We start from the raw sequence: 15361 nt of genomic DNA, 5'->3' as shown, positions 1-15361 counted from the left end.
AGATCATCATGTCCTTGCTCCGCACGAACGACCCGCGATCGGTGGCTCGCCTGATCGCCGATGCCCTGGTTCTCCACGCGGACCGGGACGCCCGCGCCGCGAACCCGTACCACTGGTACCGGGTGCAGCCGTTGACCGAGTCCATCGCCAAGCTGGCCGGGGACGAGGACAGCGCACCGTGGGCGCCCGCGGCTCGCCGGCTGCTGGCGGAGCCGACGCTCCCGGAACGCCACCGTCGGCTGGTGGAGGTGCTCGAACCGATGGCCTCGCGCTTTCCGGAACGCATGGCCGAGCTGGCCGACTTGGCCTGGCAGGCGGCCCACCGCGGACGCATCGGCTACCACCTGGGTGCTGACGTGGTCTCCGGTGCGACGCGCCCTCTGTCGTCCCATCAGGCCCTGCCGGTGCCCGCTCGCCCGGCGCCGGCGGGTGCGGCCGCGCAGCTCGTGATCCCGTTCCGGGACCGCAGCGAGTCCGGGCACCGGCTGCGGAACCTGCTGGCCGGCCTGACCAGTCTGCGGGACCAGGCACCGGTGGACGGGGGGTACACCGTGACGGTCGTGGAAGCCGACGACTCCCCCCGCTGGCAGTCGGAGATCGAGCAGGTGGCCGACGAGTACCTCTTCGCCCGGCACGAAGGCCCGTTCAACAAGGCGTGGGTCGTCAACGTCGGAGTCGTCCAGTCCGCCTCGCAGGCCGAGACCGTCTGCGTCTTCGACGCCGACCTGCTGCCGGATCGCGGTTTCGTCGCCCGGAACGTCGACCGTTTCAGGGGCCCGGGGGTGGGCGCCGTCCTTCCGTACCGCGACATGCTCTACCTGGACGACGGCTCGAGCGGGCACGCCGTCGGCGCCCGCTGCCTCGACGGCGAGGCGACCCTGGACCCGCAGGCACTGCGCGGCTTCTGGGTGCGCCGACCGGTGGGCGGCTGCGTCTGGCTCACGCGTGAGGTCTTCGACCGCATCGGGGGCATGGACGAGCGGTACGAGGGCTGGGGCGGCGAGGACGTGGACCTCGTCCTGCGGCTCCAGGCATCGACGGCGCTCTACACCTTCGACGACTTCATGGTCCATCTCCAGCATCCCGTGACGCTGCGCCGACCGGACGAGACGGCCCGCAACGATGAGATCCCCTACATGACTTGGCGGCCGACCGAGGCGATCGGACGAATCGATCGCTACTCCTTGACGCGCGATCAGGCGGCCGACCGCGCCCCCGGCCCGCAGGGAGTAAACCGTTGACACGAGCCTCCGCAGTGGTCTAGACCTACAATTCCGAAGTTGTAGGACGGGGGAGCGAGAAATGCAGCGAGTTGTCGGTTCTGTCCGTCAGAGACCGCGCGTCATCATGGCCGAGTCCTGAGATGCCCGCCGTACTGAAGGCGTTCGGCCTGGATCACGCCTCCGAGGCCGTGTATCTGGCACTGTTGCGCAGCCCTGCCCTGACCGAGTGCGAGCTGCCCGCCGAACTCGGCCTGACCGAGGGCGAGGTGACGGCCGCCTACGAGCAACTCACCCGGCTGTCCCTCCTCCGGTCCTCCTGGGAGGACCCGCTGGTGATGCGACCGGTCGTGCCGGAACTCGGGCTGAAGGCACTGCTGGCACACAAGGAGGCCGAGCTGGCGCGGCGGCGCCACGAGATCGAGCAGTGCCAGGCCGCCATCGAGGTCGTGCTGTCGGAGGTGGCCTGCGCCCGCAGGTACACCCAGGGCGAGGACCTCGTCGGCGTGGACGCGATCCGTGACCGGCTGGTGGAACTCGGCGCCGGGACCCGGTTCCAGGTGCTCGCGTTCATTCCCGGCGGCGGGCAGAGCGAGGCGGCCCGGGAGTCGAGCCGGCCGCTCGACGAGGAGCTGCTGGGTCGCGGGGTCGACGTGCGCACGACCTTCCTGGACTCGGTGCGCAACCACCAGCCGACCACCGACTACGCGCACTGGCTCACCGAGCGCGGCGGGCAGGTCCGGACGGTCCCGGCCCTGCCCATGCGCATGATCATCGTCGACCGCAGCGTCGCCATGGTGCCGCTGGATCCCGAGCGCACCGACGCGGCCACCGTGCTGCACGGCAAGGGCGTGGTCGCCGCCATGTGCGCGCTCTTCGACCTGGTGTGGGCGGGCGCCGCGCCACTGGGCGACTCCAAGAGCCGCGACCCGCACGGCATGTCCGGCCAGCACTACGCGCTGCTGCGCATTCTCGACCAGGGCGACACCGATCTGATGGCCGCGCGCAAGCTCGGCGTCTCCGAACGCACCGTCAGGCGTCTGATCTCGGAGGTGATGGATCTCCTCGGCGCGCGCAGCCGCTTCCAGGCCGGCGCCCGCGCCGCCGATCGCGCCTGGCTACGGTGAGCGGGCCGGCGGGCTCACGGGCGGTGCCGGGCGGAGGCCGACAGGTAACCTCAGGACGCTCTTAGCGGAACCTTGAGCCCTGTCCCCGGTCATCGATCTTGCTCCGCTGGAACGCGCACTGGAGGATCGAGGCGTCGGTCTGTGAGGCGTGCGGGACGTCGCTGGGAGGGCAGTGTGCACAGACATGCTGAGCGGAGCGAGCCGCAACGGGAGACCGAAGCACCGGCTGCACACCGGAACCCTGCGCCGGCTCCCCGTAGAGCCGGCGGCTCCCCGGTGCGAGGCGACCTCCTCGCTCTGCAGCGGAGCATGGGAAACGCCGCTGTGACCTTGGCACTCCAACGGTCGCGAGCCCTCACCATCGCACGGCAGACCGAGGACGGCGAGGTCACCGCGGGCAGGGTCAAGGACACCCTCGACACCGCCGCTCAGAACGTCGCCGCGACGACTGGCCCGACCGTCGGGGCGCAGTTCACCGACCCCAGCTTCAGCACACCCGCTTCTTATGCCGGTGGCATGGCGGGCCCCTTCGGCTCGAGCATCGCGGCAGGGGTCACGCTCGCCACCGGCGTCAAGGCGATGCGGAACGCGCAGCACGGCAGGAACGCGCATCCGGAGGGCACCGCGCCGCACCGGGAGGCATCCCGGGAACTCGGCAGTGCCCGCACGGAGATCGGCCAGAGCGCCGCCGGCCTGGTCGGCAACGTGCTCAACGGGACGGGCGGAGCGTTGAGTTACGCCGGGCAGGCCACCCCGCTGTACAACGCCGTCTTCTCGGCAGGCGGCGCGGTCGGACTGCCCGCGACAGTGGTGCAGACGGGACGGTACGCCCGTAAGGCCGCCAAGGCGCATGCGCGGGTCACGGCGTTGCGGACACTGATGTCCGCGGAGGACCAGGAGCCGAGGAGGGCGTTGGAGGCCGCGGACCAGGAGGTCGCCGCATGCCGTGAACTGGTGTACGCGCTCGACGAGTTGTTCGAGTCCAAGAGTGTGACGTACCAGGCCCGCGTTCAGGAGATGAGCCGTTCGCCGATGGACCGGCCCTTGGGAACCGACCTGGACACCCTCAAGCAGGCGCGACTGGAGGTCCACGAGTTGGAGCGGAATCTCCAGGAGGCCAACGCCGGCCTCCTGGAGGCGTTGGCGAGACAGAAACAGCGGGAGGACGTCCGGGTCGCCATGGAACGCGGGCTCGGTGAAGCCGCCGCGGAGGTCGAGCAGCATCGGGCGGGCGCACCCCAGCAGATCTCGCTGCGCATGATCCAGGCATACGCGGTGCGGAAGAACGAGCGTGGCCGGATCAAGAAGATCATCACCGCGACGGGTGGGGCGCTGGGATCGGCGGGCGGCGTCGCCTCTCTCGTCACCTCGATCGCCGTCGCCGCGGGCACGGCCGCCGGCGCGAGCGTGCTGCTCGCGACCCCGGTCGGCTGGGGGCTCGCCGGCGCCGCTGCCGCCCTCGGGCTGGGCCTTGCCTCGTACAAGGCATGGAAGTACTTCGCCAGGCGCTGGGAGCAGTTGGCCGGGCCCGACGCCGATGGCAAGCCCACCCGCCCCGCTCTCGCACGACTCGGCAAGACCCTGGCTTTCTGGAAGAAGGCGGGGCCGAGCAAACGCGAGGAGTACGCCTCCGCGCTCTACGAGATGGCCAAGGGCGGACCGGACACCGACCGGGTCCGGGCAGCGGAGGCGCGGAAGACCGTCACAGCCCTCGGGCTCGACTGGGACGGACTCAGGATGCGCGACGAACCGGCGAGCGCCAAGAAGCTGATCGCCGCGAAACTCGCCTCGTAGTCGGAGACCTCAAGGGGCACCCGGCGGCCGGTCCGTGGTGAGTGCCGTGCTACGCCACTCCCGTGGCGACATGCCGTACGCGGTGCGGAAGGCGCGGCTGAAGTGGGCGGCGTTGACGAAGCCCCAGCGTTGCGCGACCGAGGACACGGTCGGGCTGACCCGCCCGCGGCGCGCGAGTTCGCGGCTGCACTCCTCCAGCCGGCGCTGCAGGATCCACCGCGTGATCGTCATCCCCTCACCCTCGAAGAGTCGGTGCAGGTAGCGGACGGAGATGTGGTGGTGGGCGGCGACCGTCTGGGGGGAGAGGTCGGGGTCCGACAGGTGATCGTTGACGTAGCCGCGCACGCGCCGTGCCATGCCGCGACCGGCGCTCCCCCCGTCGGGCGGCTCGTGTTCCGCGGCCTGCTCGCCGATCAGCGCGGCCAGCAGGTCGCTGACGGTGCCCGCCAGTTGTTCGCCCACCCGCGGGCTCCACTGCTCGGCGGTGGTGACCAGAGTGGTCAGGAAGGGCGTCAGCATGCCCGTCATCCCTGTGTCCGGGGGAAGTTCCGTCGCGGTGACGCGGTGGATCTCCGCCTCGCGCATCGCCAGGACGCGGCGGGGCAGTTGGAAGACGTGCAGGCGGAAGGGCTCAAGCTGGTCGAGGGTATAGGGACGGGCCGTGTCGTAGAGCACGAGCCCGCCCGGCGCCAGCTGGGCGGTGCGCCCGTTCTGGGCCAGCGCGCCGCGCCCGGAGCTCTGCAGTCCGACGGAGACGAACTCCCCGTCGGACTGGGCGATGTGCCGGTCGGTGCGGCTCATGCGCTGCGGGTCCGCCTCGATGGTGGAGACCTGGAGGTAGCCCAGCCGGTAGGAGGTGAGCCGGCCCGAGAACGGTGTCCTGACCCGGGGTGTGACCGCTTGCGGGACGAGCGTGCGCGTGAGGGCCTTGTTCCAGTAGTCGAGCTTGTCGTCGTCCGGCAGGCCGGCCGTGGTCAGTGCGACATTCATGTGGAGCCCCTTGAGCAGGTGTTTCTTCGGGACACCATGCCAGCGGGGGCTACCTCGACACATCGCGTGAATCCGCTAGATCCGGGGTGCGGGTGCCCTCACTTGACGGACCCGCCGGCCGCGCCGGCGGCGACATGGCGCTGAGCGAGGACGAGCAGCACGGCCGCCGGGGCGGAGGCCAGCACGGCGGTGGCCATGACGGCGTTCCAGTGGTCCGTCGATGCGCCGATGTACTGGTAGATCCCCACGGTGACCGGCCGCACGGTCTGTGTGGTGGTCAGGGTGAGGGCGAAGAGGAAGTCGCTCCAGGCGAAGAGGAAGGTGAAGAGGGCGGCGGTGATCAACGCGTTCGCGCTCATCGGGAGCACCACGGCTGTGAGGACGCGCAGCCTCCCGGCGCCGTCCACGCGCGCGGCCTCGATGATCTCCCGTGGAATGCTCCGCATGAACGACCGCATGACGATGATCGCGAAGGGGACCCCGGCGGTGGAGTCGGCGAGGATCAGCCCGAGGTAGGAGTTCAGGAGTCCCAGGTCGTTGTAGGCGCTGTAGAGCGCGTTGGCCACGACGATGCTCGGCACCATCTGCGTGATCAGGATGCCGAGCAGCACCAGGTTGCTTCCCCGGAGCGGGAACCGGGCCAGCGCGTAGGCCGCCGGGGCGGCGAGCGAGAGGCTGAGCACGACGCTGCCGAGGGCTACGACGAGGCTGGTGACGAGGTTGCCTCCCTGATCGCGCAATGCGGTGCGGTAACCGCTGAAGTCCGGATGGAAGGGGAACCAGTCGCCCCGCAGGAGGTTGCCCGCCGGCTGGAGGGAGGCGTTCACCATCCAGTAGACGGGGAAGAGCATCAACGCGAGCAGGACGATCCCGACGATCGTGGACGGCCAACCCCGGTTGGGTGCGCGCTTCACCGGATCACCGCTCAGACGCTCGTGGCGCGACGGTTGGCGCGCAGGTAGCCGACGGCGAAGACGAGCGAGAGGACGACGAGGACGTTGCTCATCGCGGCGCCGCGCCCGAATTCGAACTGCTGGAAGGAGAGTTCGTAGGACTGGGTGGCGATGGTCTCGGTGGCGTTCGCCGGTCCCCCGCCGGTCACGAGGAGGATGATGTCCAGCACTTTGACCGTGTAGACCGCGCCCAGCACCAGCACGACGCTCACCACGGGCCGCAGCAGTGGCCAGGTGACGTGGCGGAACGTCGCCACCGGGCCGGCGCCGTCCAGCTTCGCCGCCTCGTACAGCTGCGTCGGGATGTTCTGCAGACCGCCGTACAGGATCGTGGTGTTGAAGGGGATGCCGACCCAGATGTTGATGAGGGTCACCGACACGAGTGCCTGCGAGGTGCCGGTGAGCCAGGGGACGCCGGACGGCAGGAGGTGCAGGTGGCGCAGCACGTCGTTGACGACTCCGCTGTCGGTGTCGAGCATCCACCGCCACGTCGTCCCGGAGGCGACCAGCGGCAGCAGCCACGGCAGCAACAGGAGCGAGCGCAGCACCCGGCCGAGCGGGAAGCTGCGCTGGAAGAACAGCGCGAGGGCCAGGCCGATGACGAACTGCCCGCAGATCGAAGCGGCGGTGAACAGGACCGTGTTCAGCAGGGCTTTGGAGAACAGGTCCGAGGAGAGGATCGTCGAGTAGTTGCGCAGCCCGACGAACGGCGCGGCGCCGGTGTAGAAGGTCCTGATCGTGTACTGCTGGAAGCTCATCACGAGGTTCTTGACGACCGGGTAGCCGAAGAACAGCAGCAGGTATGTCGCTGCGGGTGCGATGAACAGCCACGGGGACGGGTCAGGGGCTGGTCGCGATCTGCTGCGCATGCTTGAGTGCTTCCTCCGGTGTCTGCTCGCCCGTCAGCGCGGACTGGATCGCGGTGTATATCCCGGTCGCCGCTCTGGGCCAGCCGACGCCGAGTTCGCTGGTTCGGGCCCGGGCCGCTTCGACGCTGGTCACGAAGGCAGCCATCGACGGGTCCTGTTCGGCGTACTGGGCAGCCGCCGCCGAGCGGGAGGGTACGGTGAAGTGCTGCTCGGCCAGGGCGATCATGCTCGTGGAGTCGTTCAGGCAGGCGAGGACGTGGGCGGCCTTCTGCTGCCGGGCCTTGGACGCGCTCTGCGGGACCGTCCACACCTCACCGCCGAGCGGTGTGACCGGGGTCTGCCCCGCCTGCGGGACGGGGATGGTGGCCACCCCCCAGTGCAGGGTCGTCGCTTGGTTCAGGGCGGGGATCCGCCACGGGCCGTTGATCATCATGGCCGTCCGGCCGGCGACGAACTGATCGCTGACGTCGGCCTGATTCCAGTTCAGCACCGACGTCGACATGGATCCGCTCTTCACCAGGTCGACCCAGAGCTGGAGGGCCTGCGCGGCCTGCGGGGTGTCCAGTTGCTTCTCGTCCCCGCCGTTGGACCACAGGAAGGGCAGGAACTGCCAGGTGCCCTCGAAGGTGGCGTTCGCGTCCACCGCCATGCCGTAGCGCCCGGGGCGGGTCAGCTCGGCCGCCGCCGCCTTCAACTCCTGCCAGGTCCCCGGCACGGCGACACCGGCCTCGGCGAGCATGTCCTTGTTGTAGAAGAGGGCGATCGTGTTGACGTCGGGCGCCAGTCCGTACAGCTTCCCCTGGTAGGTGCTGGCCGACCGGATGCCCTCGGCGAAGCCGCTGGAGTCGATGCCGTACTGGTCCAGCGGGGTCAGCGCGCCGGTCTGGGCGATCTGTTGCAGGTCGGGGTTGTCCAGCATCAACAGGTCGGGAAGAGTCCGCGAGGACGCCTGCTGAAGGACCTTGGGGATCAGCGACGGCCCCGGCATGCTGGTCTGCTGGACCGTTACGCCGACGCTCTTGCCGCAGGCGGTGAGCGACTCGGCCCACTGGGTGTGTTCGGGTTCGTCGGTGTAGTAGTCGAGCGCGGTGATGGAGGTGACCTTGCCCGTCGCGGACCCCGCACCGGTTGGCCCACCGCACCCGGTGGCGACCAGGACCAGGGTGACGATTCCGGTCCCCAGGCGGGCGGAGATCCGCCGCGCCAGTGGTCTGGCTGGTGAGGTCATGGTGGTGCCTTTGCCGGGTGTCGTGGGTGGCCGGGGTGTCGGTGGAGGTGAAGAGAGGGGCATCCAAGATCACCCGTTGGCGACTCGATCAGCCTAGGCCTGCGGGCAACGGCCGGGCGTCCCGGGGTCGCCTCCGTGGCGGGCGCCGGTCAGGCCCGCTCAGTCGTCGGGCAAGGCCGTGACCAGGTTGGCAAGCTGCACCCGGGAGTTGATCGACAGCTTGCGGAAGACCGAGGTCAGGTGGGTGTTGACCGTGTGCGGCGAGACGATGAGCAGGTCGGCGGCCGACCGGTTGGTGCGGCCCGCGGCGATGAGGCGGGCGACCTTCTTCTCCGAGGCCGTGAGCGCCGCCCAACCCTGGACGGGGCGCGGTACGACCGCCGCCCGCTGGCTGCCGGCTCCCGCACCGTCCAGCTCGCGCTGCACGCGTGCCGCCGCGGCGTGGGCGCCCGATCCGGCGAACGTGCCTTGGGCGTGTGTCAGGGCCGCCACTGCCTGAGGCTTCCGGCCTGCTGCCAGGAGTGCCCGCCCGAGATCGGCATAGGCGGCGGCCCGGACCAGCGGGCGCGGGCCGGGCTTGAGCAGGGTCACGGAGTGTTCCAGCATGGCGAGATCGTCGTGCACGAGCCCAGCGGCCTGCGCCGCGATGCCCGTGGCGGTGGGGACGGCCGGGTTGCGTTCGGCGTAGGCGGCGGCCTGCGCGGCCAGGTCCTCGGCGAGCTCGCGGTCGGCGCCTCGCAGGGCCATGCGGATCGCGGCATCGATCTGCTCGCGCAGCAGTCGCCAGCGCATGAAGGGACCTTCCTGCTGCACCTGCCGAATCCTGTCGACGGCGAGCCCGATGTCCCCGTCGGCCTCGGCGTGGACCGCTTCCAGGAAGCGCACCGCGGCCCTGTTGCCCGGGTTCGGTCTGGTCGCCAGTCTGGTCCGCGCCGTGGCCAGGTGCTGCCGCGCCGCTTCCCGATCGCCGCGCAGCAGGGCGATCTGGGAGCGGATCACGGCTGAGTTCACCTGCTTGACGGGTACCCGCACGTCGTCTTCCAGGCGCTCCATCGTCACGAAGTCGGCGTCGGCGTCGGCGAGCCTGCCGAGCGCCAGGTCGTGCTGGCCCTGTCCCCACAACAGCATGGCCTGACGGGGCGACCCGGCCTGGTCCGCCGCCCGCAGGAGCAGTCGTTCGCTGGCCTCGAAGTCGTCCAGGTGCTGGTGCGCGACGATCTCTTCGGGCAGGAAGGCCGAGTCGACGGCACTGAGCGCGGCGAACTGCTCCAGTGCCACGGCGTTCTCACCCGCGTTCAGCGCGATCTCGCCGAGCGCGCACAGCGACAGCACGTGCGCCTCCCGGTCACCGCTCGCGGTGGCGGCGCGCAGCGCGCTCTCGCCGGCCGCACGCGCCGCGACGAGATCATCGTCGCGGGAGAGCGCCAGCGCGCGCAGGGCCGCCAGCCTCGCCCCGACCTCCGGGGCGGCGCCGCCGACGGCGAGGGCCGCTTCGGCCCGGCGGCGCAACTCGCCGGCGAGATCCATGTTCCACAGCGTCCCCCCGAGGGCGGCCTGCAGCCGGCTGAACGCCTCCAGCGGCGGTCGGCAGTCCAGCAGCCGGTCGCCGGTCGCCAGCGCCTCTCGGTTCCGGCCGGCCCGGGTCAGGCAGACGATCGCCTGCTCACCCACGACGAACCTCAACGGCCGTGCTGACGGCACCAGTTCCAGGGCCCGCGTGGTCAGGTCGGCCGCGAGACCCGGCGCGAGGGGCAGCACGTCGTCGGCGGCTCGCCGCAGCAGCGCCACCGCTTCCTCGTCACCGGGCAGGGCGCCTTCGAGGATGTGCGGCACCGCGTCGATCGGCCGGCGGCCCGCGGCGAGCAGGTGGTTGGCGGCCTCTCGGTGCAGTGCCTTCCGGGCGGAGGGCGGGATGTCGAGGTAGACGGCCTGGCGCAGCAGATCATGTCGGAAGACCAGCTGATCGCCGTCGTCGTCCAGGAGTCCGACCCGCACCGCCTCCTCGAGCGCCGCGATCAGCGTGCTGGACGGCCGGCCGCAGAGCGCGCCGGCGTCGTGGAAGCCGAACCTGCGTCCCAGCACCGCTCCCATCCGCAGCAAGCGCAGCGTGCTGGGCTGCAGGGAGCTGAGCCGGCCGCGCACACCCACCACGAGCCCCGGGGGCACGAGTTCAGCGGAGCCTTCGGCGGTCCGCAGTCCCGCGAGCATCTCGACCGCCAGGAACGGATTCCCGCCGGCTCCGCCGAGCAGGTCCCGCACCCGCTCGTCGACGGCCGCACCCAGCGTGTCGTCGGCCAGTTGGCCGATGGCCGCGCCGGACAGCGGCCCCAGCGGCACGGTGAGCGTCGAAAGCGTGGCCCTCGCGGCCGAGACGATCTCTTCCGCCGGCCCGGCGGGCTCCGGTCGCCCGGCCAGGATCCACAGCACCGGCGAGGTCCACAGGCGGGTCGGCAACTGCTTCAGGGCGAACCGGCTCAGCGGGTCGGCCCACTGCACGTCGTCCAGGGCGATCAGCACCGGCACACTGCCGGCTCTGGCTTCGATCGCCTCCGCTATGCGCTCCACCAGCCAGATCCGCTGATCGTGATGGCGCGCGAGATCGGCGAAGGCATCACCGCAGAGCAGCGGTTGATCGCCGTGCAGGACGCAGGCCGCGAGCGACGAGAGCGGCACGATGCGATGCAGCTCGTCGGCCTTGCCGAGACCGACCGAGAATCCCGCTGCCCTGGCCCCGGTGACGGCCTCGGCGAGCAGCGTGCTCTTTCCGATCCCCGGCTCCCCCTGGAGCAGGGCCAGTCCCCCGCTTCCGGTGCGGGCCACCTTGGCGATCAGCGCCCGCAGCTCTTCGAGTTCCAGCTCTCGGCCGCGCAGACCGCGACGGGACAGCGATCCGCTCGACCCCGCCACTCATGCGCCCTTCCTGCCCACACTCCGGGCGCGAACGACGCGCCGGATGTGCCCATTATCCAAGGAACGGCAGCTCAGGATGGTCCATGGGGCGGGTGACTCCGGCCACACCACCGGCAGCAACGATTCGTCAGAGCGTCTGTCGCGTCGCTCATTCGAACCGGGTCGGCGGCGAGAGCCGACCGGCGGCGAGGGCCTGAAGGCTTGCGCGGGCCTCGTCCACCAGGGCCGCGGGGATCCGGCCTGCCAGCGTGAGCACGGTGCGGTACTCGGTGGCGGCCTCGGCGTCCGCACCGAGGTGGGCCAGCGCATGGGCCAGGTGGAGGTGGAGCTGGCCTTCCCGGCGGTGATAGCCGCGGGCCTCGAGCTGCCCGCGGATGGACCGCAGCGTGTCGACCGCCTCCGCCCAGTGCCCGAGGTCGAGATGGACGAACGACACGTGGAAGGTGGCGATCAGGCCGGTGATCTCCCGGACGTTCGGCGGGATGCGGTCGCGGTTGCGCGGGTCGGCGTACGCGTCCATGACCTCCTGGTAGGCCTTGATGGCTTCCTGCATGCGACCGGCCTCCTGCAGCAACTTGATGCTCACGTTGCAGGCCGGGAGGTATCCGGTGATGTCATCGGCCTGGACGAACAGGTCCATGGCCCGGCGACAGCTGTCGGCTGCGGCGGACGCGTCGCCGACCGCGTGTTGCATGACGCTCAGTCGCACGTGCGCCCTGGCTTGCTGGACGAGGTCTCCGCAGGCCTCGGCGAGCGCGAGCGCGCAGGTGGCGGCGGTGATCGCGTCGTCATGGCGGTTCTCGCAGACCCAGTAGGCCCACGCGAGGTCGTTGCGGTGGCTGGCCTCCCTGACGGCATCGCCGAGAGCCGCCGCGGCCCGGGCCGCGCGTTCGAAGATCTCGACCCAGTGGCCCCAGGACACCCAGTCGTCGGAGATCAGGCGCATGGCTCCCGAGACCGCGTCGACCCTGGCGTGCTCACCGCCCTTGGCGGCCTCGCGGAAGGCCGCCAACCAGTTGTCGCTCTCCGCCTTGATCCAGTGCAGGGCCTGCCCACGGTCCTCCAGCACGAGCAGGCCGCGGGGGTCCGGTACCGGCGCACCGTGGTCCGGCCCGTACCCGCGACCGGCGACGACGACCGTGTCGAGCAGCCAGGACCGCAGGCCGGAACGGGCGGCCGCCGACTCCTGCTCGCCGTCCACCAGGCGGTGCTGGGACCTGGCGTACAGGCGCAGCAGATCGTGGAAGCGGTAGCGGTCCTGACGGTAGGTCATCAACAGACCGGCCTCCAGCAGTTCCTCCAGGACGTCCTCCGCCACGGGCAGGGACACGCCCGCGAGCACGGCCGCCAGCGGGGCGCTGAAGTCCGCTCCCGGCACCAGCGACAGCAGCCGGAACAGCCGGGCCGCCCCGGGAGCCAGACGCGAGTAGGACAGCGAGAAGGCCGAGTTGACCCGCAGGTCACCGGCGCTGAGCGAGTCCAGCCGGCGATCCTCGTCAGTGAGCCGGGTGGCGAGCCGCTGCAGGCTCCAGTTCGTCCGGGTGGCGGCCCAGTTCGCGGCCACCCGCAGGGCCAGCGGAAGGTGCCCGCAGGACTCGGTCACCGAGCGTGCGGCCTCGGGCTCCGCGTCCACCCGCCCTGCGCCGACGACGGCGCGCAGCAACGAGGTGGACTCCTGCTGGGTCAGGGCGCCCAGCTCCACGCGCTGCACTCCCTCCAGGCCGGCGAGGGTGCGACGGCTGGTCACCACCACCAGCAGACTCCCCTCGCGCGGCAGCAGCGGCCTGACCTGGGACTCGCTACCGGCATCGTCCAGCACGAGGATCCCCCGGAGCCCGGCCGCGGTCGCGTGGTAGCGCGCGAGACGCTCCTGCGGGCTCAGCCGCACCAACTCGAGCTCATCGGCGCCCCAGGCGCCCAGCAGGCGCAGCGCCGCTTCCTGGGCCGACAGCGGCTGCGCGTCCAGGCCCCGCATGTCCAGCAGGAACGCCCCGTCCGCCAGCCCTGGCGCGAGCTCCTCGGCCAGCCGGACCGCCAGGGTGCTCTTGCCGCTGCCGGGCGCGCCGAACACCACGGCCACCGGCGGTGCCGGAGCATCCCATCCGCTGCCCGGCCTCGCGCCGTCCTCGGCGGGTCGCTGCGCAAGAGCCCGCAGCACCGCCAGCTCCGCGTGCCGCCCGACGAAGTCCCGGACACCTCTGGGCAACGTGTAGGGCGACGCCTTGACGGCGGCGACCGGCTCCGCGCCCGGACGGCCGGCGCGGGCGACCGACAGCAGTTCGGCATGCGCCGCTTCGTCCAACCGCAGACCCTGGACGAGCGCGGTGACCGTGCCACGACGCGGGCGCAGGCTCCGCCCCCGCTCCATGTCGCCGATCGCGCGCCCCGACACACCCGACGCTTCGGCCAGTTCCTCGATCGTCAGACCACGGTCCTGCCGGAGCTCGCGCAGCAGCCGGCCGAACGGCGTCCCGCTCCGGCTCTCCATCGCACTCCTGACTGACTGTCCGTCCACCACGACGGCTCGCTCCAGTGCTCCTTGGTCACCGGTCAGGCCGACCGTAGCGAGTTCCGCGGGTGCGCCCTTCGCCGTCGACGCACCGGTTCTTGCCTGTGCGCGCACAGCGAGCCGGGCAGGCCGATTCCCGGGCGCTCACGGAGCACCGGACGTGCACGCGCCGGGCACTTCGCCGCGGCATCCCGTCCTAGCGTGACGGCGTTCCGCGAAGGGCTCGAGACCGAGGAGGCCACCTCATGCCCAAGCCGTACAAGCCACTGTTGCAGCAGTGGGCCTGGCAGCAGTCAGCTGCCTGCCGCGGCATGAATGCCGTGGACTTCTACTCACCTCACGGTGAGCGCCGCAAGGCCCGCCGCGAGCGTGAGGCCCGGGCCCGGCGGGTGTGCGCAAGCTGCCCGGTGCTCGAAACCTGTGCGCAGTTCGCCCTGCACGCCGGGGAGCCGTACGGCGTCTGGGGTGGACTCAGCGAGGGTGAGCGCCGCGAGTTGACCAGAAGGGCCTGCCACGCACCCTCCGGCAGTACCGGGAGGGGACAGGGGACGGCACCTGGAATCAACACGGCGCGGCCCGGCGGCGGTTAGCTCCCAACAGACCGACAACTCGACGCCCGATACGCACGTTCCGCCTTCTACCTCTAGCAACGGAGATCTTCTGATGTACACACCCCGCACCGGCCGCAGAGCCGCACTCGCGCTGGCCGCCGTCCCGCTCGTCCTGGTGCTCGCCGCCCCGGCGGCCCAGTCGGCGCCGAACTCCGCGGCCCAGCACCCTCAGGTGGTGCTGGAGCCCGACGCCCAGGCTTTCGCCGACGCCGCCGCCAAGAACCCGCCCATTTACACGCTGTCGTACGCGAACGCACGCAAGGCCCTCGACGGCGTCCAGTCGGGACCGGTCCCGCTGCAGCCGGCCGACATCTCGCACCGCACCTTGAACGTCGGGCCGACGGGCCAGGTGACCATCCGGATCGTCCGCCCCCAGGGCGTCCAGGGCAAGCTTCCGGTGGTGATGTACTTCCACGGCGGCGGCTGGGTCCTGGGCGACGAGGGCACGCACGACCGCCTGGTCCGCGAGATCGCCAACGGGGCACACGCCGCGGTGATCTTCGTCGACTACACGCCCTCCCCCGAGGCGCAGTTCCCGGTGCCCATCGAGCAGGCGTACGCCGCCACCAAGTGGGTCGCCGAGCACGGCAGCGAGATCAACGTCGACGGCTCCAGGATCGCGGTGGCCGGCGACAGCGTGGGCGGCGACATGACCGCCGCGGTCACGCTGATGGCCAAGCAGCAGGACGGTCCGAAGCTGGCGGGCCAGCTGCTCTTCTACCCCGTCACCAACGCCGCCTTCGACGACTCCTCCTACAACCAGTTCGCCGACGGGCCCTGGCTCACCCGCAAGTCGATGCAGTGGTTCTGGAACGCCTACGCCCCGAACAAGGCGGACCGCAGCAACATCCTGGCGTCGCCGCTGCGTGCCGACCTGACCCAGCTCAAGGGCCTGCCGAAGGCACTGGTCATCACGGACGAGGCGGACGTGCTGCGCGACGAGGGCGAGGCCTACGCGGCCAAGCTGCGGGCGGCCGGCGACGACGTCACCGCCGTCCGCTACGAGGGCGTCATCCACGACTTCGCGATGCTCAACGCGCTCAGGAACACCAACGCCGCCCAGGCCGCCGTCGCGCAGGCCGACGCGTTCCTCTACACGACGCTGCACGGCTGACCGTTCCCGCCACGACGACGGAAGCCCGTTGGGGCC

General features: G+C 71.1%; 10 protein-coding genes and 1 pseudogene. 5 read left to right on the top strand and 6 right to left on the bottom strand.

Annotated elements, in window-relative coordinates; all coding sequences use genetic code 11:
* Positions 1-8 precede the first annotated feature (8 nt).
* The 3 genes from P3T41_RS11115 (at position 9) to P3T41_RS11105 (ending at position 4141) form a co-directional block, all read left to right on the top strand.
* Entirely contained in the window at positions 9-1241 is a 1233-nt protein-coding gene (locus tag P3T41_RS11115) for a galactosyltransferase-related protein (protein WP_280689509.1), read from the top strand.
* A 122-nt stretch (positions 1242-1363) separates the two neighbouring features.
* Entirely contained in the window at positions 1364-2347 is a 984-nt protein-coding gene (locus P3T41_RS11110) for a helix-turn-helix transcriptional regulator (protein WP_280689508.1), read from the top strand.
* 324 nt (positions 2348-2671) lie between these two features.
* Positions 2672-4141 (top strand): hypothetical protein, encoded by a 1470-nt coding sequence (locus P3T41_RS11105; protein WP_280689507.1) that lies wholly within the window; start codon positions 2672-2674, stop codon positions 4139-4141.
* Positions 4142-4150: 9 nt separating this feature from the next.
* Here the strand turns inward: P3T41_RS11105 and P3T41_RS11100 are convergent, their stop codons facing one another.
* The 6 genes and pseudogenes from P3T41_RS11100 to P3T41_RS11075 form a co-directional block, all read right to left on the bottom strand.
* Positions 4151-5131 carry a helix-turn-helix domain-containing protein gene (locus tag P3T41_RS11100; protein WP_280689506.1) on the bottom strand — a complete coding sequence of 327 codons (981 nt, stop codon included), beginning with the start codon at positions 5129-5131 and terminating at the stop codon, positions 4151-4153.
* A 98-nt stretch (positions 5132-5229) separates the two neighbouring features.
* Positions 5230-6045 carry a carbohydrate ABC transporter permease gene (locus tag P3T41_RS11095; protein WP_280689505.1) on the bottom strand — a complete coding sequence of 272 codons (816 nt, stop codon included), beginning with the start codon at positions 6043-6045 and terminating at the stop codon, positions 5230-5232.
* An 11-nt stretch (positions 6046-6056) separates the two neighbouring features.
* Positions 6057-6920: pseudogene (locus P3T41_RS11090) on the bottom strand (sugar ABC transporter permease); the annotation flags it as partial.
* A gap of 4 nt (positions 6921-6924) precedes the next feature.
* Positions 6925-8181, bottom strand: coding sequence for a sugar ABC transporter substrate-binding protein (locus tag P3T41_RS11085; protein ID WP_280689504.1), 1257 nt, complete (start codon positions 8179-8181; stop codon positions 6925-6927).
* Between the two features lie 159 nt (positions 8182-8340).
* Positions 8341-11088, bottom strand: a complete 2748-nt coding sequence (locus tag P3T41_RS11080) for an AAA family ATPase (RefSeq protein ID WP_280689503.1) — start codon at positions 11086-11088, stop codon at positions 8341-8343.
* Positions 11089-11239: 151 nt separating this feature from the next.
* The gene (locus tag P3T41_RS11075; RefSeq protein ID WP_280689502.1) at positions 11240-13579 is read right to left on the bottom strand and encodes an XRE family transcriptional regulator; all 2340 of its coding nucleotides are present in this window, start codon (positions 13577-13579) and stop codon (positions 11240-11242) included.
* Between the two features lie 266 nt (positions 13580-13845).
* Between P3T41_RS11075 and P3T41_RS11070 the strand changes: the two genes are divergently transcribed.
* Positions 13846-14190: a WhiB family transcriptional regulator gene (locus P3T41_RS11070; RefSeq protein ID WP_280689501.1), complete on the top strand. Its 345-nt coding sequence runs from the start codon at positions 13846-13848 to the stop codon at positions 14188-14190.
* Positions 14191-14263: 73 nt separating this feature from the next.
* Positions 14264-15325: an alpha/beta hydrolase gene (locus tag P3T41_RS11065; RefSeq protein ID WP_280689500.1), complete on the top strand. Its 1062-nt coding sequence runs from the start codon at positions 14264-14266 to the stop codon at positions 15323-15325.
* Positions 15326-15361: the final 36 nt, after the last annotated feature.

It is taken from the genome of Kitasatospora sp. GAS204B, from assembly GCF_029892155.1.
In the GTDB taxonomy this organism is placed as follows: Bacteria; Actinomycetota; Actinomycetes; order Streptomycetales; family Streptomycetaceae; genus Kitasatospora.
Note: the sequence above shows the minus strand (reverse complement) of the source record. Positions and strands in the feature narration are given on the sequence as shown.